Source organism: Scytonema sp. UIC 10036, assembly GCF_009725235.1.
Genome location: NZ_WJFC01000002.1, coordinates 118,969 through 141,349, shown reverse-complemented (window position 1 = coordinate 141,349; position 22,381 = coordinate 118,969). Strand labels below are relative to the sequence as shown.

Genomic DNA, 22,381 nt, shown 5'->3' with positions numbered 1-22,381 from the left:
TTTTAATAATTGGAGCAAACACATTAAACGTATTTTTTTGATTGTATACATTCTTCCAAACAAGAAAATAAATGCTCTAGAGGTTGTAATTCACTAATGTATAAGTAATTTCTTGTTGTTTTTTTGACAAAACCTAATAACTTTGCTTCTTGTAAATTTTTACTGATTTGTACAGCAACACAGCCAATTCTATTCGATTGAACTTCTAGCGGTATGTAGAATGATTGTGCATTTTCTAAAACAGGACGGCATTCTAATTTACCTAAACCTTTAATCGGTAGGTCTGCCACATCCATAAGAGTTTGTTGTGCTGGATTCCAACTGTCACTCGCTTCTATATCTGTCTCAAAACCCATACAATCCAGATAGAAATTTACGAAGGATACAGACAAGATATTGAGCAAAACTTGCTGTTTTTTTTTAGGTGTAGCTTGCTGTTTTGACCATTTTTCTGCCAGTCTACGGGAAACGGGAGATATAAAACTAGTAAATGTCAAGAGGGTTTCCATAGAATTTATAACTTCTTTGCCCTAATGTTAAGTTTTCAACTCACAAAAATCTCTGAATTCATAGCGAAATTTTTCTAAACTTCGCCGATAAAAGTTACTTAAAGTGGGAATGGGAATGCCCAACTCGTCTGAAATAGCTTTCCAGGATGTACCAGACCATCTTTTAATCGCTATTTCTTGAAAATTGGCTTTGGGGTGGTTTGTAATGTGTGTTTGTCTAAAGATTCCTCTTGAATCTTTTTCTATATATTCTCTGATTTTTCTAAACTGAGATATATAATTTTCTTCATCATTTTCTATTGTCAAATCTTCTAAATTTTCTAGAAAAGAATTTTCTAATTGAATTTCATTAGATTTCCCAACTATTTTGGGGATGGCTTCTTTAAAAAAACGTTGACTTAATAACATATTCACCCAAGTCATAAATTCACCACGTTGAGGATCGTATTTGTCAATATTTTTACAAAGATACAAAAATAGGTCTTGTACAGCCTCTTCATAAATATGTTTGTAAACTTTAGGAAATTGACCCCTATATGGGTGGCACAGTTTACTCGAACGGTAAATACTGTCAATGAGCTTTGATAGAGCTACTCGTCTAGCCATTGTACCTAAGGGATACTGTTGGGCTTTTAAAGCTAACTCTTTAAGCTGTTGCTCGTTCATATAGCTCGTTCTCCTACAAAAGGTTATCGGACAATTAACAAAGCTTTTATCTGAATGATTTTATAAAGTTTACAAAACTTTACGGATAGATTTGTCAGAATTCTTGGTTTAATGTTTGCGATCGCAAATTTTTCTAAAAACCTTACAAGCCCTCCCTTACAAGGCACGCAAGCGAGGGCTGAGGGCAGAAGGTCGGTGTGTTAGTCTATACTAAGTTTGTTAAGTCTTCTGCTTTTTCAATTCAACCCGGTTTTAAGCGAAAGCATAATGTTGAATAAATTCCTTTGCATTTAAGAACCGGAAATTTACTGACTTCTACACATTTAAAATATAGTTTTCCAGAGGAGTAAAAAAATTTTCTGCAAAAATCCATCATGCTTAGTAAAAATTTAAACCTACTGAAAAAATAGGCGCTGAAGTAGAAAGCACGAATCAAAACTTCATGCTAATGGTAAACGCTATACGCTACATATATATAGGTTATATTCGTGCTTACTTATGCACTTGTAATATTTGAAGTATTCACAATTACACAATTCAAAACTGCTGATTTTATTAAGTTTTGTAAATAAATTGTAATTTCAGAGATAAATGGGGTTGTAGCGACCAGAGTAATCAGTGAAGCATCTCAATTATCGATGCTGATTCAGGTGTTGTATTTAGTTGTAGCACCAGACGAGACGGAAAGACTTGGCGATACAGAGGATAACACATCCTTTATATTTGCATACCTGTCTCAAACTACACCGTTATTTACAACTTTCTATGATTCTTGTGTTGAGGATCGTAGTGAAAAAGCTTATGAAAAATTCAACAAAACATCTAGAAAAAATGAAGATTATCTTAGGAATTGATGAGAATTCTGAAAACAAAAATCTCTTAATGGCATCCTTAAAGACAGCAGGATTTGAGGTGATTGATACAGAGAATGGTGTTGTTGATGTTTATCTAGCACAGGAGAAATTATCTGGTATTAAGGAGAGCCAAAAATTCAAAGCTCCTCAGTCCATCTTTCCTTCTATTCCCCGGCTTAATAAGGTCTTTCAGTTTATTGAATTAAATTACAATCAACCTATTAAGCTAGATGATATTGCTAAAGAAGTCGGATATGCTTCAGCTTATTTATCCAACTTAATGCGTAATCTTACAGGAAAAACCGTAATTAATTGGATTATCGAGCGCCGCATGGCAGAAGCACGCATCTTGCTTTTAAAAACTAACAAATCTGTTAAGCAGATTGCTCTAGAAGTGGGCTATCAAAATACCAATCTTTTCTACTATCAGTTTCGCGATCGCCACAATTCTACTCCTCTAGTTTGGAGAAAGACACAGCGGTTTCAACTAGAGCAGATCCAGAGCAATGAGTTTTAACGGATGTGGAGATGTGTATTCTGTCAGGGAAATTCCAAGATAATTTTGCAGCTAAATAAAGCCTGAAATAAAGTTTAAAAATCGAACAAAGATAGACATCTAAAAATATTTCACTAATATTTCTTGATGACGCTAAAGATATTTCACTCAATCAAAAATATTCTATTGCATAATAATCTTTAGGAAGTCAAAAAAAGAAATTCAGTCACAAATAATAAACCAGCTAACTTTTCTAAAGAATTAGCTATTTTAGGATTGCTATAATACTAATCTTTTTCCTTGCGATCGCTTAGTATTCAAACCCAATGACTGACTAAATGACTCACACCATTTCTCAACATTAAGAGGTTTTTGACCATGAATCGCAACTTTATCAGATGATACGGGCGTAGGTTGGGTTGAGGAACGAAACCCAACACCTTAAAGCCTTGTGACTGTTGTGTTTCACTTCGTTCAACCCAACCTACCCGTCTCATTTTTTTCTGGAATTGGTATAAGCCATGTCCAATGATTGGCACAGGTATTAGCGTCCCTTGACTCAAAAAATCTCACTAGAACAGGAAAATTTTATTATGTCTCAATTTCTTGGTGTTGCTTTTCAGCCTTATGTCCGTCGCTGGACTGGAACCCCTCCAAATGCAACAACTCCGTGGTGGAATTCCTACAGCGTGCAAGATATTGTTCGGATGCTTGAGATCGTTGCATCTAAGTTCAACAAAATCTGTACATATGGGATGGGTTATGCTGGCTATCACCAACCCACGACACCTTGGGATCAAGTAGATTCTAACTGTCGTGTTGCTCTTGCTGCGGCTGAGTTGAATAAGCAAAGAGGTCAGCTTGTTATTGAGGTAGCTCAAGGAATTTATCAGCAACTGCCAAACGTTGCACTGCAACAGGCAGAAATCGAAGCTGCTTTTTCTGCAGCTAGGGCAGCAAACGCTATTTATCCTAACACGGTGACTTCTTTGGTTTTCACAAATGAGTATGTGGTTAATGCAGTTTCAACCAATGCTGTTAATGCCATGATTGTGAGTAACAAGCAGAAAGCACGCGATCTAAATGTTAAAGTGGGCGTGCGATCGCATACTTTTGGAGAAATCGCCAATCAAGAGAGCCATTTTCACAACGAGTTGAAAACCCTCATTCAGAACTGCGATTTTATCCTTTGCAATCTTTATCCAGGGGCAAATACAGCCACTCCTCAACAAGGTGTCAATGGAATAGCGCAAGCGTTCAATACCATTAAAACATCTGTTGCTGCAATCAATTCGCAATGCCAAGTTATGATAGGCGAGACTGGATGGCCTTCACAAGGAATTAGTTTTAACAACACAGCTAATAACGTAAAAAATCTGCTTGCTTATTACGAGGCGATTGACAAGTGGGCATTTGAGCAGCAAGTTACTACCTACCTTTTTGAGGCATTTGACGAACCTTGGAAAAGCAACCAAAACGCTCAAGTTCCCCCGGAAAACCCCTGGTCTGGACCTAACGGTGCTGAAGGACACTACGGTTTGTGGTATCTCAACGACCGAGGGGAGTATACGGAGAAAAGGGCATAACTTAATACGGTTTCTGGTCTTTTGACAACTTAATTCTTGAAAGGAGAAAATTATGGTAGATGCTCAAGCATCCAGTCAAACTTATACCGTCCAATCTGGAGACACGCTATTTTTGATAGCCCAAAAAGTTTACGGGGATGGCAATCGTTGGCGTGAAATTTATGAAGCTAATCGTGGTGTAATAGGAGGCAATCCCGAACAAATTCAAGTAGGGATGGTACTTGTTATTCCAGGGCTTGGTCAACCCAATCCCAATCCTTCTAACACATTAAATGTAGAAGCTACATTTTACAGTAGGGAAGAAACAAAAGGACATCCGCCTGCAACAGGCATACATGGAGCCACATTGCAAGAAGCCCTAAGCGGTAGAGGGCGCATACAATGTGCTGTAGATCCAAACGTTATTCCTCTACTAAAAGAGTTCACCATAATACTATGGGACGGTCGTCAGGTTCCTGCAACTGCGTTAGATAAAGGTACGGCAATCATCGGTAATAAAATTGATATTTTTGTCGATACCATCCAAGAGGCAATTCATTTAGGTAGAAAACAAGTTCAGGTCATTCTTTAAGCAGACATTTGAAAGGAGAAAATCATGGCATCTGGTCAAAATTATACTGTTCAATCTGGCGATACACTGTTTTTGATAGCTCAAAAATTCTACGGGGATGGCAATCGCTGGCGTGAAATTTATGAAGCGAATCGCGGTGTAATAGGAGGTAGTCCCGAACAACTTCAAGTGGGGATGGTACTTGTTATTCCTGGCTCCGGTGGAAATTCTGGTCCGGGTGGAAACCCTGGTTCAGGTAGAGGAAATTTCCAAGCTATGCTAGAAGCGCTGGGAGCATTTGAATCAGGGTTTCCATCAGGAGATCCAAGACAATACACCTCTGAAAACTCCCTCGGTTTCATGGGTAAGTATCAATTTGGAGAGCCGTTACTAATTGACCTTGGCTACTACAAAGCTGATGTTTATTATGGAAATGGTGCTGACAAGAACTACTGGCGGGGTGCTTGGACGGGAAAAAGAGGTATTAATAGTAAAGAACAATTCCAAAATTCCCGTGAAGTTCAAGAAGCTGCTATTCGTGAAGCTTTTAATCTCAACTTACAACGTATTAACAATACGCTTGGAGCGCAAGGACAGTCTCTCAACAATTACCTCGGTCAGCAAAAGACATATAACGATAGAGGGGTGTCAAAAACAGTTACTCTTACCCTTTCCGGTATTTTAGCCGGAGCACATCTGAGGGGTCCTTTTGGAGTTGCTAACCTTTTGTTAAAAAATGAAGTTTCTCAAGATGAATTTGGAACTTCTATACTCCGCTATATCGAAGAATATGGCGGTTACAATGTTTCGCCTGCTGATTTCTCTTAAGTACCACCTCGTTCCCAGGCGGAGCCTGGGAATGCCTCACGGGAGGCGGAGCCTCCTGTATAGCTCGGCAGTAGCCCACCTCAGATCTTGCATAGTGACAAATTCGTCATGACGGCTATTCTTCATTAACGAAAATGCCATCAAATAATGCGCTACCTCTCGTAAAAGGCGAAATTCTTTTTGGTGAAGAGATAAATTTGAACGAAATGCTTGATTTAAGTTATGAAAAGTAGAAAATTTTCACCTTTCTTGTCTGGAACTTGTACCGCGTTCTTGATAGTATCACTTTCACTCTTGCTCCTGTTTATTAATCCTCAAGGAGCGATGGCGCAAGATTCGTCAGCTACAAACCATACCACTCGATTATCAATTACCAATCAATGTGACTTTCCCGTGTGGATGGCAACAATACCTAACGCCAATATAGCTCCTCTACCGGATGCTACTGTTAAACTCTCCAAAGGTCAATCGCACGATTACTCCATACCCAGTAATGGTTGGGCGGGAAGATTTTGGCCAAAAGTTGGTTGTGACTCTAACGGTATGAACTGCGCTGCGGGAGAAGCAATCCCACCGTGTCCTCCTTCCGGTTGTCAGCCTCCAGCCGATACTAAAGTTGAAATTAACTTTCCCAATCTGTCTTCCACGGAACAAGCATGGTATAATATTAGCCTAGTCGATGGCTACAGCATTCCTCTTAAGATTAAACCCAGAGGAGGGGAATCTGGTTCTTGTATAACGACGAATTGCCATCTTTCTCTGAATAGCTGTCCTCAGAATGAAACACAGGGTTTAGGGGATCTTCGAGTCTTCAATCAAGGGAAAGCCGTGCAATGCTTGTCTCCGTGTAAAAAATGGAACTATCCCGCTCCTTTTGGTTTAGGAAAGCCTGAAACTGAAGCACCAGGTATCGATCTATGTTGTCCATATGATGATGTCGAACGATGTCGCAGGGGACCAGTTGTAGGAACAAATTTTGTCCGGACTGTACGCCAAGTTTGTCCTACTGCTTATAGCTATGCTTACGATGACGTAAACGGATTGCATAGTTGTCCAACGCAAAAAAGCTTTGATGTAACGCTGTGTCCGGCGGGACGTTAACAATGTCAAAAACTGGAATGAATAACAATACCCATAACCAATACTTGTTGGTTAAGATTAAACAATGAAATTACGTAGGTTAGGTTGAGGAACGAAACCCAACATTTACAAGCATTTGTTGGGTTTCTCGACGGTAAACCCAACCTACAAAAATTCTCAGCCCTTGCAGTATTGTACCCATAACTTAATACGGTTCAGTTAGAATTAAAAACCTGATTTTGGCTAGGTTGGATTTCGTTCCTCAATCCAATCTACGAATATTCGAGAGCCCTTGCAGTGCGATCGCTCATCACTGGTAACTCATGATTGTTGTTAAATATTCTGACTTTTCTCATCCCGTGAAAAGTCAGAATATTTATTTAATAGACATACAAGAAAGTATTTACATCCTTAAAATAATTAATTATTTTCTTGACTAATATCTAAAAATATTTAATTGTCACTTTTATGAAAAGAGCTACTATGGTTATTAGGAAATACGAAAATAATAAAAAGCAAATTATATTTTGTATTTTCACAAGTCTGCATTAGAGATAATTTGTAAATTTAATATTAAGAAACCTGTAGGTTGGGTTGAGGAACGAAACCCAACATTGAATTGAATTATTGGATGTCACTTTGCCCTACCCAACCTACATAGAACATTTAGTGTTTAATATTCGCTTTATGAATAACCTCTTAAGCAGATAAGAATCAGAAGAGAAGCAAAGAAAATATTCCTTCAAAAGGAAAGCTTTAAATGTGGACTATTTAAGAATATCAAACTCGAGATCTCTTCTTTTGTAGAAACCAATTAACCAATTTTTCGAGGTGTTATTATGTCTCAAATGGAAATTTTTTCAGATGCAAATTTCGCTGGAGCAGCTTCAGGTGTACTTACAGATTTAACAAGTGCCTACGTTGGAGATTTTTGGAATGACAAAATCTCATCAATTAAAGTCTACTCCGGTACTTGGCAGTTCTTTGAGCACACTAACTTTCAGGGAAGAAATTTTCAACTTCAAGCTGGTGAATACTCCTATGTAGGCGATGCTTTCAATGATACTATTTCCTCCTTTAGACCGATTACTGAAACTTCGAGTTTTGCTGAAGAGATTTTAAATGCTCATAACAAGTACAGAGCCGAAGTAGGAGTTCAGCCACTGCAATGGTCAAACGATTTAGCAGCAAGTGCTCAACAGTGGGCAAATCATTTGGCTCAAACTGGGAAGTTTGAACATAGCAGATCTGGAGAAAACCTTGCTCTTGGTACTACTGGTGCTTTTTCCGTCACCCAGCTAGTAGATATGTGGGGTAATGAAAAGCAACACTTTAGAAACGGTACTTTCCCCAATGTCTCCAGTACTGGGAAGTGGCAAGATGTGGGTCATTACACTCAAGTTGTTTGGAGAAATACAACTTTTGTTGGGGGTGGTTTAGCCCGTGGTAATGGCAACAATATTCTGGTTTGTCACTACAATCCGGTAGGTAACTTTTCGGGACAACCTGTTTTCTAATGATATTCAGCAAATGCTTCCCTTGGTCATTTATAAAGTAAATCTTAAATGACCAAATGTATTACATTTTTATTTTTTGAGTCCTTGCAAATAATACAGATGGCTAAGAACATTTATGCACTATTAGTTGGCATTGACAACTATCATCCTGACTCAAGTCCAAGCGTGCGATCGCTCACAGGTTGTCTCAATGACATTAGAGCAATAGAATCATACTTGCGAGATAGAATTTCCTTTGAAAGTGAATGGACGCTTGTAGAATCTACAGATGTCCCGTGGATTCTTACCAATGAACAAGCAACTCGTCAAGCAATTATTAATGGCTTTCAACAACACCTGTGCAAAGCAGATAACGATGATGTCGTGCTATTTTACTATGCAGGTCATGGTTCTCAACAAAAAGTATCGGAAGCTTTTGCTCATTTAGAACTAGATAAATATAATGAAACGTTAATTTGCTATGATAGCCGTACAAAAGGTAGTTGGGATATAGCAGATAAGGAATTGGCATATTTGATTTCTCAAGTGTCAAAAAACAATCCACATACTGTTGTTATTTTGGACTGCTGTCACTCCGGTACTGGAACAAGAGACTCAGAAATTGTGCGTCAGGCTCCTGGTGATGAACGCCAACGCCCTTGGGATAGCTTTATTTTTGCCAATGACTCAGTCGCATTAGAGAAATTGGCTTCTTTAAAGAACCAAGATAAGATGAAATTTCAGGGATTTCAGGGGAAACATATTGCGCTTGTCGCCTGTCGTTCTCATGAAACAGCGAAGGAGTACACCACAGAAGACGGTCAACGGCGAGGTGCTTTTTCCTATTTCCTCACAGAAACCCTGAAAAAAACCAATGGCGGTATATCCTATCGAGATTTGGTGAGGAATGTGAATGCTTTAGCAATTGGTCAAATCAAGGAGCAGTCACCGCAAATTGAAGCAACCGACGCTGAAGAACTCAACCAACCTTTCTTAGGTGGTGCTATTGACGAATGCTCTCAATACTTTACTTTAAGCTATAACATCAAGCAGAAAAGTTGGGTGATTGAAAGTGGTGCTTTGCACGGTATTCCAAATTCATCCAAAGGTGGAGATACCTTACTCGCTATTTTTCCCGTGGGAAGCAACGCTGAGGAATTACACCAATTAACCAATGCGATCGCCGAAGCTAAAGTGACGAATGTGCTACCACAGATGAGTATAGTGGAGATTACCCGTGACAGTGGCTTGTCTCAAAAGCAAACCTATTGGGCAGTTGTTACAAGCTTACCACTCGCTCCATTAAAAGTTTATCTTCAGGGTGATATGGGAGAAGAAGCGGTAAAACTGGCGAGCCTTGTCCATAAAGAAGCAGGTCCCAATCGAAACCCTTCGTTGTACGTCGATCTAGTAGACTCTCCTGAGGATGCATATTGCACTCTATCAGCTGACAACGGTCAATATTGGATTACAAAAGATGACCATCCTCTAGTTGCTCCCATTCCAGAACAACCAGATGGGGTAGGTTATACGAGCGATCGTGCATTAAAAGCGATTGGGAGGTTAGAACATATTGCTCGGTGGAATAATGTTCTGACACTGGAAAGCCCAGCCACAAGTTTCATTAAGCCAGATTTAGTGGAGATGTCCATTCAAATCCTTTCCGGACAAGATGTTTCTGCTTCTCCTAACGGAGTAGAAAAACGGGTGCAATACACCTATGAAGACGGTGAATGGAAACCGCCAATCGTACAAGTTAAATTGACTAACAACAGTTCAAGAACGCTCTACTGCAACGTACTAGAACTTTCAGAAAGTTACGGTATTTATTTACCCTTCTTTGAAGAAAGAAGTAGCATAAGTATCCCAGCCTACGCAAGTCTCGAAGGTGAAAACGAGTTTTACATACCAGATGATTTCTTAGAACGAGGGGTCACTGAGTATAAAGAGATATTTAAGCTGATTGTCAGTAGCGCAGAATTTGATGCAGGGTTGCTAGAACAAGATGGGCTAAATCCACCACCGCAGACTCGTTCGCTGGAATTACCTGACACTACGTTCAATCTTTTATTGGATCGGGTTAATACCCGCGAACCAGGTCACTCAAGCAGAAAGCTGGATGATTGGATGACAAAGAGCATTGCAGTTACGATTGTGTACCCCCCTTAATTCCCCCTTATAAAGGGGGGAAATGAAAAATCAAGTTCCCTCCCCAATGCATCGGGGAGGGTTAGGGTGGGGTAAAACTATTACCTCAGCCAGTACTGACAAGACGGCAATTCTCTGGAATTAAATATCGCTTTAGATTTGGATAAATTACTGACCAACCAAACAATCAAGAGGTAAAACAAATGAAAGAACTTATGAGCGAAAATACTTTTGAAGACATCAAAATCTGTGTAGAAATCCCACCAGACATGTCTGAAGAAGCGCAAAAAATAGCGTTTGAAGAGAACCCACTCAACGCAGAAGCGATCGATAATTCATCAGACAGAATAGCAGTCATTACTGGGAAAAAATGGCAATCCGGTCGCACTTTACGTGTTCGTTTTTTAGATGGTGACCCTGTCGTTCAGACGAAAATTGCAGCCATAGCCCAACAGTGGACTCAATACGCCAACATTAAGTTAGTTTTTGGAAATGACCCTAATGCTGAAATTCGCATTTCATTGCAACCAGGAGGCTCTTGGTCATTTCTTGGTACCGATGCATTAACAATTGCAAAAAACCAGCCCACAATGAATTATGGATGGTTAAAACCAGATTCATCCGACCAAGAATATTTGCGAGTTGTGCTTCATGAATTTGGTCATGCTCTCGGTTGCATCCACGAACACCAGCACCCACAGGCTGGAATTCCTTGGAATCGGGATGCTGTTTACCGTTACTATAAAGAGACCAACAATTGGGATACAGAACAAGTAGACAACAATATTTTCCGACGCTTCGGTACTGATATCACACAATTTTCACAGTACGACAGAGAGTCAATTATGCATTATGCAATTCCCAAGGAGTTAACAATTGGAGGTTTTGAAGTCCCTTGGAATACTCAACTCTCAGTCACGGATAAAAATTTCATGCGTCAAGCGTACCCTGGGGGAACGGTAGGGTCAAATAGAGTCGTGATTTACTCAGACAGTGACTTTCAAGGAAGAAGCCAAGAATTAGAACCAGGAAGATATGATGTCGGTCAAATTGCTATTGGAAATGACCACTTAAGCTCGTTAAAAGTACCATCAGGGCTTCGAGTTATCCTCTACGAACACGCTGGATTTCAAGGCAGATCTAAAGTGTTTGCATCTGACACCCCCTATGTTGGCGATGACTTTAACGATTTCGCCTCCTCCCTTGAGATACAAGTTGCATGAGTTGGGTTGAAGTCCGTTATGTAAAGTAGCTTTCAGCTAAATAAATCACGTTGGTAGGGGCGCAAGGCATTGCGCCCTTACGACTGTGGTCTATTTACCTGAATGGTAACAAAGAGCCAATTTTCAATCCCTTAGCGGGGCTTGTCGTCCTTGAGCTTAATGCAAAGCTGGCATTATCGCCATTGTCAACCGTGTTATTGTGGGTATTTTGTTCACAAGCTGCTGTCAAGAAACCTGTTATCAAAGTAGCCATAGTTAGGGCAAAGACCGCTAGACTTGCTCCCAATAAGATCGATAACAGCAGTGTTATGACAGATCTGCATAAGAGCGCTGTTACAACACCTATGTACTTAAGAAGCACGTCTGGTAAAGATGTGGCTTCTTAAAACCCCCTATTCCAGTTCCTTGTCCGGAATCCCTCCTTAAAACCCTCAAACGCCTAATTGTAAAGTTTTGTAACTTTTACCAGCTGATTTGGATAAAAGCCGTGCTTGTCTTGCGAAAAATTTTTATAGGAGTGCTTTTTACATGAAGGAGCCCGAATTTAAACAACTTGCCCTAGAAGCCCAAAAACACCCCCTAAATTCAACAGCTAGACGAGTCGCGTTATCAAAGCTAATCGAAGGTCTTTATAAATCGCGTAAACTTTGCTCCCCATACAAAGGGAGATTTTCTCAAGTGTATCAACATATTTATGAGGAGGCAGTACAAGACTTATTCTTATACATCTGTAAAAATATAGACAAATACGATCCCGAACGTGCCGAATTTACAACCTGGGCGAATATGTTACTCAGCAAGCGTTTCTTTAAAGAAGCCGTTGCCAAAGTCGTTGGGAAAACCAACGAAATCAAGGTAGAAGCTTCTTTTCTAGAAAACCTAGAAGATTTGGCACCACAAAACAACGAAGAGGACTGTACATCTGATTTTTTAAAAATCAGAGGATATATAGAAAAAGATCCACAAGGAGTGTTTCGACAAACCTGTATCAAAAGCTATCCAAAGGTTAACTTTCAAGAAATAGCCATCAAAAAATGGTCGGGTCTATCTTGGAAAGACATTTCAGAAGAGTTTAGCGTTCCCATTCCAACGTTAAGCAACTTTTATCAAAGGAGTTTAGATAAGTTTCGCCATGAATTCAAAGAATTGTGCGATCGCTATGTATTGTAAAATCAAAAAAAACAAGTAGTATGACAACTCTTTCAACATTTACTGGTCTGATATCTCCAGTCTCCCGGAGACTGGCAGAACAATGGTCAAAACAGCAAGCTACACCCGAAAAAGGTAAGCAGGTATTGCTGAATATCTTATCTGTATCTTTTGTAAATTTTTATTTAGAATGTATGGGATTTGAAACAGAACTAGAAGCTAGTGACAGTTGGAATCCAGTACAACAAACTCTTATGGATGTAGCCGATTTATGCATTAAGGATTTGGGAAAATTAGAATGCCGTCCCGTATTAGAAAATTCCCAAACTGTCTACATACCGCCAGAAGTTACATCACACCGAATTGGCTATGTAGCCGTGCAAATAAGCAAAACATTACAAGAAGCCAAGTTATTAGGGTTTATTAAAGAAGCATCAATGAATAATTTACCTATCGCTCGCTTAGAACCTCTAGAAAACTTGCTAGAGTATCTAGAAGAATGTACACAAGTACAAAAAGCTAAATCATCCAATCAAAATTTTGTGAATTTACAAAGATGGTTGGAAAACGCTTTTGAAGCAGCTTGGCAACCCATTGAATCCATTTTCCAGAATGAACCAGCTTTACAATTTAGAAGTCCTAAAGAAGGATTTAGCACCATTGTAGAAAGGGCTAAACTGATTGATTTTGGGATACAAGCCAACAGTACATCAGTAGGAATAGTTGTTAAGGTCAGTCAGGAGCAAGACAACAAAAATGAAATAAAAATTACTGTAGAGTTACATCCAAACAATGGTCAAGAATACTTACCCCCCTTACTTCATGTCATAATTTTAGATGAAGAAGAAACTGCCATTATGGAAGCTAAGGCTAAAAATGATAATAAAAAAATTCAATTACAGCTGAGTGCTTCTCCAGGAGATAATTTCAGCGTGAAAATAACCATGGGAGATGTCAGTGTCATAGAAAACTTTGTTATTTAAGAGAATGTTTGTAACATCTCAATCCATACTTACCTTTGCAACTCTTATGTCGCCGCTATACAAGCAAAAACTATCTACGTGGATTGCAGAATCTGGATTCTTTTTAAGTCCGCGCAGGCGGACTTCGTTTGTGTAGTAGCAAATTCCATTCTCCAAATTCGCCCAGGGCGATCGCCGACCGTGAATTCATCAATAATTGACAGGCTTAAAGTAGCTCGCAGCCCATGAAAAAATTAGTCGTTTTAAAGCTAGATGGGGATTTAGAAAATGGCGTACAAGTAACGTTAGAAATTGGTCAAGAAGATGAACGACCCTTTCGAGAAATCATAGGTCATTTACCAAAAGCACCAAAATTAGCTCTAGCGGTTCATAAATGGCAGTCAACCTATCGCAGTTTAGGTAACTCTAACCGTGCAGTCAAAGCAGTCAAAGTTACCTACGTTAATTCAATAACAAATGAAGTAGAAAAGTGCAATGATGCCGCTCACAAACTAAAAAAATCTTTAAATAATTGGTTGCTAGCCGACCCCTTTCGAACCGTGCGGGAGACTTGGATAAAATATTTATCCCCCAATGATGAAGCACAGGTACTAATTCGTACATCTTGCTCCCAATTGCATCAAATACCTTGGCATTTATGGGATTTAATTGAAGATTACCCTAAAGCTGAGATAGCTTTGAGTACATCAGAATATCAACAAACGGCAAGAGTCAAAGCACCAACGTATAGAGACAAAGTTAAAATTTTAGCAATATTGGGAAACAGTGTTGGTATTGATATTCAAAAAGACCAACTCTTCTTAAAAGAATTATTAGATGCCGAGCCGACTTTTTTGATAGAACCTCAACGCCAAGACATTAACGAACAGTTGTGGAACCAAAACTGGAATATCCTATTTTTTGCAGGTCACAGTCAAACCGAGAACGACAGCGGTCGAATCTATATCAATCAAACAGATAGTTTAACAATAGAAGAACTGAAGTATGCATTAAGAAATGCTGTTAGTCAGGGTTTGCAACTAGCAATTTTCAATTCTTGCGATGGTTTGGGATTAGCTTATGAGTTAGAAGCACTCCACATTCCCCAAACTATTGTTATGCGGGAACCAGTACCAGATAAAGTCGCACAGACCTTTTTAAAATATTTTCTCACAGCTTTTGCTTTTGATAGTAAACCTTTATACCAAGCAGAGAAAGAAGCAAGATTAAAACTACACGGTCTTGAAGATAAATATGCCTGTGCGTCTTGGTTACCAGTCCTTTTCCAAAATCCTGCGACAGCACAGCCAACTTGGGACAATTTAGGGCGTCGCTTCACAAACATCTGTCCCTATTGCGGTTTGTTCGCCTTCCGAGAAAAAGATGCCCAATTCTTTTTTGGGCGGGAAAGTTTTACTGACATCTTAGTAGAAGCAGTACAACATCAGTCCTTGGTTGCTGTCATCGGTCCTAGCGGTAGCGGGAAATCGAGTGTTGTTTTTGCAGGGTTGGTAAAACGCTTGCGAGATGCTGGTCAGTGGGATATTATTGATTTTCGACCAAGTTCAAGACCCTTGTTTTCTATAGCCTCTGCAATTGTTTCTCAGACAGAACCCAATAGAGATCGCATTAACCGTCTGGACTCGATTCAAAACCTTGTCACTCACTTACAGTTATTTGAAGATGCTTTGCGGAATGTGGTGGATGATATCATTAGAGAAAATCCTGACAAACGCCTGTTGCTCGTTGCTGACCAGTTTGAAGAACTTTACACTCTTTGCAGAGACCCACAAGAACGCAAAACTTTTTTAGATAGATTGTTAGAAGCGATCGCTCGCTGCCACAATTTTACTCTTGTTATCACCCTAAGAGCTGATTTTCTCGGACAAGCCCTATCTTACCGTCCCTTAAGCGATGCCTTGCAGTACGCCGACCTAAAATTAGGTCCAATGACGGACACCGAACTGCAAGATGCGGTAGAAAAACCTGCGGCGTTACTGGGAGTGACAATTGAGGAAGGACTTGTAGAACGTATTCTTTCCACAGTCAATACAGAACCGGGGAATTTACCTTTATTAGAGTTTGCCCTCACCCAGCTTTGGGCAAAACAACTTGATGCAAAACTGACACACACTGCGTACAACGAAATAGGGGGAGTAGAAGCAGCATTGGCTTGTTATGCAGAAGAAGCATACAAGCAGCTAAACTTTGAAGAAAAGGAAAGGGCGCAACGGATTTTTGTGCAACTCGTGCATCCAGGAGAAGGAACAGCAGATACCCGCCGGATTGCCACAGTAAGTTGGGATGGAACTGTCAAACTGTGGAACTCTTTGGGTCAATTCATGACGACTCTTGTGGAAAATAAAGACGCAATTTACAGTGTCAGTTTCAGCCCGGATGGTAAAATTATTGCAACTGCCGATATTGTCGGAAATATTCAACTTTGGACTCCTCAAAGGAAACAGATTGCAACTTTTAAGGCGCATAAGGGAGCAGTGTATTGTGTGAAGTTTAGCCCAAATGGCAAAACAATTGCTACTGCCAGCGCTGATGGGACTGCTAAACTTTGGAATCTTGATGGAAAAGAACTTCAAACCCTAAAGGGACATAAAGATTGGGTTTGGAGCGTTAACTTTAGCCCCGATGGTCAGACGATTGCAACCGCAAGTAGCGATCGCACTGTCAAACTTTGGAGTCTTGAGGGTAAGGAAATAAAAAGCTTGAACGGCCACAAAGATTCAGTCACGAGTATCAGTTTTAGCCCAGATGGCAAAACAATTGCGACAGCGAGTGCTGACAAAACCGCTATCCTCTGGAGCATTGACGGCGAGAAACTCCAAACCTTAACCGGACATAACAATTGGATCTGGCGCGTCAGTTTCAGCCCGGATGGTCATGCGATCGCAACTGCTAGTAAGGACAAAACCATTAAACTTTGGAAGATACTTGGTAAAGAACTCATGGTTCTTCCAGCCCACAACAAAGCGATTTACAGCGTGAGTTTTAGCCCTGACAGTCAAGAAGTTGCTACCGCCAGTGGGGACGGAACTGTCAAGTTTTGGGCGCGATCCGGTGAATTACTCGCTGTCCTTAAGGGGTATAATAGTGCGGTTACTGCGATCGCCTTAGAGGCGGTTCCCTCTGGGAGCATCGCCCTCCATCCAACCGCACAGACAATGGTGACCACAACTTCTGATGGCACTGTCACTCTTTGGAGTCGTAAAGGAGAGAAAATTACCACTTTCAAAGGACATGAAGATTGGATTTGGAGTGTAAATTTTAGCCCCAACGGTCAGACTTTTGCCACCACAAGTAAAGATAAAACCGTCAAACTCTGGAACCTTAATGGCAAATTATTGCGTATTATAAAGGCACATGACGATACAGTCAACAGTGTCAGTTTCAGCCCCGACGGCAAAACTCTTGCCACTGCCAGTTGGGACACAACTGCCAAACTGTGGACAACAAAAGGTCAATTAATCAGAATTTTCACAGGACATCTTGATGGAGTCCATAGTATCAGTTTCAGTCCCGACGGCAAAATAATTGCAACCGCCAGCGAAGATAAAACCGTCAAACTGTGGACAACAGAAGGTAAACTCCTCAAAACCCTCACCGGGCATAACGCTGGAGTGTTCCGAGTTCAATTTAGCCCCGATGGCAAAACAATTGCAACCGCCAGTTTAGACCATACCGTAAAACTCTGGAATCTTGACGGCAAAGAATTAAAAACATACATTGGGCATGATGATTCCGTGTGGAGCCTCAATTTCAGCCCTGATGGTCATACCTTAGCCTCTGGTGACAACGCCGGAAGATTGATTTTGTGGAATTTAGGCTTAGAGTCAGACGGGCTACTCGCCCACGCCTGCGATTGGGCGCGTGATTATTTAGAGAATAACCCTAATCTCAGTAAGAGCGATCGGCATCTTTGTCGTAGAATTGGTCAGAAAATAAATAGGCGCTGATGCAATACTTGTCGGGTTTTGCCTAAAAATGCGAAAACACGTAGGTTGGGTCTCCGCCGAGATACGTGCAAAAAGGGACAGGTTGTGAAGTTTTGTCAAGAAAATTTTTGAAACCCTTGATTTCCCGTTGCTTCATTGCCGAACTGTAAGGGATTCGATCAATGACAACATTCCCAAAATCGACCATTAATGGACAAGTTTAAGGCATAGGATAGCGTGAAGAGTTGATATTACCGTGTACAACGTTGATTGTCCCCCGATCATTTATGGGCAAGGCGCGTAAATCAACAAAACAAGTGTTGCAATTAAACTTTACAAGGTGTCCCGTTTTGCCGTTATCTCGGCAGGCACCCGTTTACAGATCCGATCGTTTGAAAAACCTCCTTTGTATTTTTGCTTATCAATTGCGGCTCGCTACCCGAAAAATTTGGTCAGCAGTCAAATTCAGGTCTGGGAATAGAGGTGAGACAATACGTTCGCTTCCTCTGAACTGGCTGACCTGATACTCGTCTTCGACCAGGTGGTACACAGAGAAAGTTGGCTGTTTGGGATTGCCGATAAACTTGCGCCCACCCAACGCGGCGTAATCTGCAATCCAGTACTCAGGAATACCCATTTCTTCATAATCAGCAAGCTTTTTGTGATAATCGTCACGCCAATTTGTGCTGACTACCTCAATGACTAAAGGAACTGATAAAGCAGAAGATACAGTTGACTCCTTTTTCCACAGAGGTTCATTGACTAAGTTAGGGCTGTTTAATAGCAGCACATCCGGCGAGTAAGCTGATTCGCTCTTGGTCGGCTTAACGAATGCTGTTTTAGGGATGAAATAAGGAAGATCTAATCGACTATATTCTAAAACGAGCTTGCAAACTAAAAATCCAACGACTTGTTCATGATCTCCTACTGGTGGGGGCATTTCAACAATTACTCCATCGTGTAGTTCATAGCGTCGTTGCGGGTTCTCTGGATACCAAGCGATAAATTCATCAAAAGTTACTTGTTTGGTTAAGGCTTGGGTCATTTCATTTGTCCTCCATTTTTTATCCTCGCCTATTTGTTGTTTGCTGTTGATGAGGCGGCTCGCTCAAAGCCTATAGCCGTTTTGATTAACCGGAGCACAAGGTTATTGACGCTACGATCTTCCCTTTCTGCCCAGTCACGGAGAAAGGTCAAATCCTCATCATCTATATATATTGTTATTCTTGGTTTTGCGCTTGGCATGGTAGTTGTACTTTACCCACATTTACCCACAACCACAATTTTACTCGCTCTGAAAATGTGACAGTTGCAATAGTGTCACACTGATAGCTGTACTTATGGGTACTTGTGGATAATCTGAAGTGTGGACGCAAAGCGAACAAACCTTAACGTCTCGCGTAAGCCCAAAAATTAAATTGTGTCAATACTGACTTTGAGCCGATCTCTGTGTAAAAACCTGCATTCCGGGTCGGAAAACACCTGCTATATCTATGTTTTAGCGATTTTGGCTGCTCTGTTTATAAGGTTGGCCACATGTTTGGTAGAGTCGATGGGCGGTATTATCCGCCGCACCTCTCTGTTAGCTCCGAACGTGTAACTTTCGCTACATTCGGCTCCCGACGTTCTTAGCTCGCGCTTTTGCTCATGTGCAGGTAATCATGACAGCTTTCATGAACTGCTATCAGATTTGTTTTCTTCCAGTTGGCATGGTTCCTATCGATATGATGGAGATGAACTCGTTCGTCTGTTAGGAACTTCAACCCACAGGCTGCACAGGTATGGTCTTGCCGTTTTAGGGCAGCAGAGGTTTCACCGTCGTAGAGTTTGCTATTACGCTGGCTCCAGTAGGTAGTGTCGCCGTCGAAGGGGGATTTATTTCCTTTGACGTTGACGTGTTTGTTTTCGGAGTAAGGGACTTTGGGGAACGCTTTATCCAGTAATTTCTTGCTAGAATGCCGCGTTTGTTTGGCTTCCTTATTGAATACCTTGAGCGCTCTTGTTTCAATGTGGTATAGCGAGAATCGTGAACCGTCCATCTTACAGTAGCGGTGGTAGTTCCTCCAACCTCTGACTATGGGCGCTAGCTTTTCAGCTTTTGCCTTAGCACCATAATTTGAGTTGTTGACGACAGCTTTAACTTTCTGACGGAACTTTTTGAAGTTATCCGTTGATGGGACACATCTAAACTTTCCGTTGGATTGCACTTTGAAGTGCCAACCGAGAAAGTCAAAGCCATCTGTCGTAGCGGTTAGCTTGGTTTTCTTTTCACTGACCTTCATTCCTCTGTCGGCAAGAAATTTGCTGATTTTATCAAGAATTAATTGCGCGTCATCCTTTGGTTTAAGTATAATCACCATGTCATCAGCATATCTGACGCATTGGGACACCATGCAGCGCTTACCGTCTATTTTGCCTTTGGTTTGGTGAATATCCTCTATGCCATTGAGCGCAATGTTCGCAAGTAGAGGACTCACCACTCCCCCTTGCGGGGTTCCTTGTTCAGGAAATTCTGGGTTGACTCCGGCTTTTAAGCATCGGAAGATTCCTTGCTTAACGCTACGAGTAGCAATGAGTCTGTCCATAATCGCTGAGTGGCTTATCCTATCGAAAGTGGGTAGCTAGCTAGCGAGGTTTCCAATTATTGGCTCCTTTTCCAACTAGCCCCCGCCGAACCGTGCTTACGAGTTTCCAGGTACACGGCTCTCCAGTATTCCATTATCATGAGACTTGTTTACCTGCGGGGTTACCTGCGTGTATAGCATCATGGCATTGAGGGCAGACCATCAAAGTTTTTCTCCTACGTGCGGACATGATTTGCATCCATTGCGGTTTTTCTTTTCTACCTTTGGTTTTGAGGTCTTTGAGGGCGCGAATATGGTGAACTTCAATATCACCTCTTGCCCCACAAATCTCGCATTCATCAGCTTGAAGCCGTTTAATCAGTTCATTTCTGAACGCGGGCTTTCGCGCTCGTGGCAGGTCTTCTATGATTGTTTTTAGGTTGCGTTTTAGTGGTATACCACCGAAACGAGCCACTAAGGGTTTCTTGCCTTCTCTTGGGACGGTGATTTCGACACACTTTCTTAGACCGTGTGGCAGTTTTACCGTCTTGTGATACTTCGCGCAAATTTTAGCCACGCTAGTTTTGTGTTTACAAGCAAGAGTTTTCATCAACGAACTCCACATAACCCATTGGAGTTTTTGGAGCCACGCGATGTTTTGAGCAAGGCTGTAGAATTGTACGTACCCTCTATATTCTGATTGGTAAATGTTGATGATAGTGAAATCATCATCATTTATTAATTCAGGGCGGTGAATGGGTTTCCCATTTCTCATATAGAGAGAACATTTTTCTTCTACAAAGCTTGTGGGAATTCTTAGTCCAGTAATTCCATTAATTGAGCGCTTACCATTGGTATGCTTAGTGTCGGAATATTGAACTAGAATTTCGTAACCTAAGAAGTTCGCTGCTTCGTTTCTAGCATGAGTAATTAAGGTCTTTTCTTTAGATAATTCTAGCTGAAGATTTTCCGCTAGAAATGTCTTCAATTTTTCCTTGATTTCTTTTGCCTCTTGAAATGAACCAATGAATCCAAGTAGAAAATCATCAGCGTACCGCACATAATTTAGCCTTCTGTATTTAGGGTCACGAACATCTTTGGAAGGCATTTGCTGGTATTGAATTTCCAGTTGACGCGCTTTTTCAATTTGTCCCTTCTTCCTGTAATACCAGGCAAGTTTTACGAGTTTTGAGTATTCCGGATTTTCTGCCCTTGCTTTACCTCTTGTATACTCTGGGATAAGTGTCCGTTCGATAAATTTATCGAATTTATCAAGATAGATATTGGCGAGTATGGGTGATACTATCGCGCCTTGCGGTGTTCCGCTGAGGGTGGAGTGATATCTCCATTGCTCACAATAACCTGCCTTGAGTAAGTTTTCAATCAATCTCAGGAAGCGGTTATCTTGGATTTTCTCGCACAGAATTGACATTAAGATTTTATGGTCTATGTTGTCAAAACAGCCTTTGATATCTCCTTCAATAAACCACTTGGTTCCTTGCCAAGTGCGGTCTATTACTGTTAGCGCCGTATGGCATCCGCGTTTTGGTCTGAAACCATGACTGTTGTCGGAAAATTGGGGTTCATAATACGCTTCTAATATTAAACGTACTACTTCTTGAACCAATTTGTCTTTCCAAGTAGGAATACCTAGTGGTCGAGTTTTCCCATTTTTCTTGGGAATATTAATTCGCCTCACTGGTGTCCATCGAAAGCGTTCATATCGAATCTCTTCGATAAGAGTTTCAATCTTTTTCATGGACATTCCGTCAGCAGTTTCCTGAGTTATCCCAGGCGTCATTGCTCCAGCATTTTTATAAATGCGGCTATACGCTAAAAGGTACAAGTCGGGATTGAACAACTGTCTGTAGACATCATCCAGTGGTAAACCCCGGTACCCCCTGTCTCGGATTACATTTAACACCGTTTCGGCGTTTCGCATCTCGCGTACCTCTCGGTAACAATGTAAGAAATACCTGTTCCCCTTTGCCATGTGGACGGCTTTCCCGCCCTCGGACTACTATGGGAACTCTGTAGTCATAGGACTCGCGTCCCATAGACCATCCCGCGCTTCATCAACTCGGTACGTATCAGTGTGATTTAGGTGTCCCACTCATTCGTTAAGCCATCTCATCGGTGGCTGACTTCGTTTAAAGAAGTTGTGTGGTTCAAATGCTTAAAACTACACACAAACGATTATTCCTTTTAGGCGTTGTAGGAATAGGTAATCGAGTATACCGTCAGAATTGGGCTTCAGATAGTTTAATCTTCACCTTGTCACACAAGTCTTGCCGAACAATGGTTTTAACGCCTTCTCTCCATT

Annotated in this window: 18 protein-coding genes and 1 pseudogene; 12 read left to right on the top strand and 7 right to left on the bottom strand. The window is 40.9% G+C overall.

Annotated elements, in window-relative coordinates; genetic code table 11:
- Positions 1–23 precede the first annotated feature (23 nt).
- On the bottom strand, positions 24–509 hold the full coding sequence (locus F7734_RS02000) for a DUF1822 family protein (RefSeq protein ID WP_155743137.1): 486 nt from the start codon (positions 507–509) through the stop codon (positions 24–26).
- 27 nt (positions 510–536) lie between these two features.
- Complete coding sequence (locus tag F7734_RS01995; protein ID WP_155743136.1) at positions 537–1,175, bottom strand: sigma factor; 639 nt, start codon at positions 1,173–1,175, stop codon at positions 537–539.
- Positions 1,176–1,976: 801 nt separating this feature from the next.
- Here F7734_RS01995 and F7734_RS01990 point away from each other — a divergent pair.
- Entirely contained in the window at positions 1,977–2,546 is a 570-nt protein-coding gene (locus F7734_RS01990) for an AraC family transcriptional regulator (RefSeq protein ID WP_243146627.1), read from the top strand.
- A gap of 296 nt (positions 2,547–2,842) precedes the next feature.
- Here F7734_RS01990 and F7734_RS01985 read toward each other — a convergent pair whose 3' ends face one another.
- Positions 2,843–3,064 carry a hypothetical protein gene (locus F7734_RS01985; protein ID WP_155743135.1) on the bottom strand — a complete coding sequence of 74 codons (222 nt, stop codon included), beginning with the start codon at positions 3,062–3,064 and terminating at the stop codon, positions 2,843–2,845.
- A 54-nt stretch (positions 3,065–3,118) separates the two neighbouring features.
- Between F7734_RS01985 and F7734_RS01980 the strand changes: the two genes are divergently transcribed.
- From F7734_RS01980 to F7734_RS01930, 11 genes are all read left to right on the top strand, one after another.
- Entirely contained in the window at positions 3,119–4,111 is a 993-nt protein-coding gene (locus F7734_RS01980) for a glycosyl hydrolase family 17 protein (RefSeq protein ID WP_155743134.1), read from the top strand.
- A gap of 52 nt (positions 4,112–4,163) precedes the next feature.
- Positions 4,164–4,682, top strand: coding sequence for a 3D domain-containing protein (locus F7734_RS01975; protein ID WP_155743133.1), 519 nt, complete (start codon positions 4,164–4,166; stop codon positions 4,680–4,682).
- Between the two features lie 24 nt (positions 4,683–4,706).
- On the top strand, positions 4,707–5,489 hold the full coding sequence (locus tag F7734_RS01970) for a LysM peptidoglycan-binding domain-containing protein (RefSeq protein WP_155743132.1): 783 nt from the start codon (positions 4,707–4,709) through the stop codon (positions 5,487–5,489).
- Between the two features lie 222 nt (positions 5,490–5,711).
- Complete coding sequence (locus F7734_RS01965; protein ID WP_155743131.1) at positions 5,712–6,590, top strand: thaumatin family protein; 879 nt, start codon at positions 5,712–5,714, stop codon at positions 6,588–6,590.
- A gap of 818 nt (positions 6,591–7,408) precedes the next feature.
- The gene (locus tag F7734_RS01960) at positions 7,409–8,086 is read left to right on the top strand and encodes a CAP domain-containing protein (RefSeq protein WP_207713984.1); all 678 of its coding nucleotides are present in this window, start codon (positions 7,409–7,411) and stop codon (positions 8,084–8,086) included.
- 99 nt (positions 8,087–8,185) lie between these two features.
- Positions 8,186–10,234, top strand: a complete 2,049-nt coding sequence (locus F7734_RS01955) for a caspase family protein (protein ID WP_155743130.1) — start codon at positions 8,186–8,188, stop codon at positions 10,232–10,234.
- A gap of 182 nt (positions 10,235–10,416) precedes the next feature.
- On the top strand, positions 10,417–11,436 hold the full coding sequence (locus F7734_RS01950; protein ID WP_155743129.1) for a beta/gamma crystallin-related protein: 1,020 nt from the start codon (positions 10,417–10,419) through the stop codon (positions 11,434–11,436).
- A gap of 50 nt (positions 11,437–11,486) precedes the next feature.
- Positions 11,487–11,822, top strand: coding sequence for a hypothetical protein (locus F7734_RS01945; protein WP_155743128.1), 336 nt, complete (start codon positions 11,487–11,489; stop codon positions 11,820–11,822).
- 142 nt (positions 11,823–11,964) lie between these two features.
- Positions 11,965–12,606 carry a sigma factor gene (locus tag F7734_RS01940; protein WP_155743127.1) on the top strand — a complete coding sequence of 214 codons (642 nt, stop codon included), beginning with the start codon at positions 11,965–11,967 and terminating at the stop codon, positions 12,604–12,606.
- Between the two features lie 20 nt (positions 12,607–12,626).
- Positions 12,627–13,568: a DUF1822 family protein gene (locus tag F7734_RS01935; protein ID WP_155743126.1), complete on the top strand. Its 942-nt coding sequence runs from the start codon at positions 12,627–12,629 to the stop codon at positions 13,566–13,568.
- 224 nt (positions 13,569–13,792) lie between these two features.
- Entirely contained in the window at positions 13,793–17,515 is a 3,723-nt protein-coding gene (locus F7734_RS01930; protein WP_155743125.1) for a CHAT domain-containing protein, read from the top strand.
- Between the two features lie 400 nt (positions 17,516–17,915).
- On the opposite strand, the gene F7734_RS01925 is transcribed toward F7734_RS01930, so the two are convergent.
- The 4 genes and pseudogenes from F7734_RS01925 to F7734_RS01910 all read right to left on the bottom strand — a co-directional run bounded on the left by F7734_RS01925 (position 17,916) and on the right by F7734_RS01910 (position 22,000).
- Entirely contained in the window at positions 17,916–18,539 is a 624-nt protein-coding gene (locus F7734_RS01925) for a Uma2 family endonuclease (RefSeq protein WP_155743124.1), read from the bottom strand.
- A gap of 29 nt (positions 18,540–18,568) precedes the next feature.
- The gene (locus F7734_RS01920; protein WP_155743123.1) at positions 18,569–18,739 is read right to left on the bottom strand and encodes a hypothetical protein; all 171 of its coding nucleotides are present in this window, start codon (positions 18,737–18,739) and stop codon (positions 18,569–18,571) included.
- A 383-nt stretch (positions 18,740–19,122) separates the two neighbouring features.
- Positions 19,123–20,106: pseudogene (locus F7734_RS01915) on the bottom strand (reverse transcriptase domain-containing protein); the annotation flags it as partial.
- A 109-nt stretch (positions 20,107–20,215) separates the two neighbouring features.
- Positions 20,216–22,000, bottom strand: a complete 1,785-nt coding sequence (locus tag F7734_RS01910) for a reverse transcriptase/maturase family protein (RefSeq protein WP_166481678.1) — start codon at positions 21,998–22,000, stop codon at positions 20,216–20,218.
- Between the last annotated feature and the right edge of the window lie 381 nt (positions 22,001–22,381).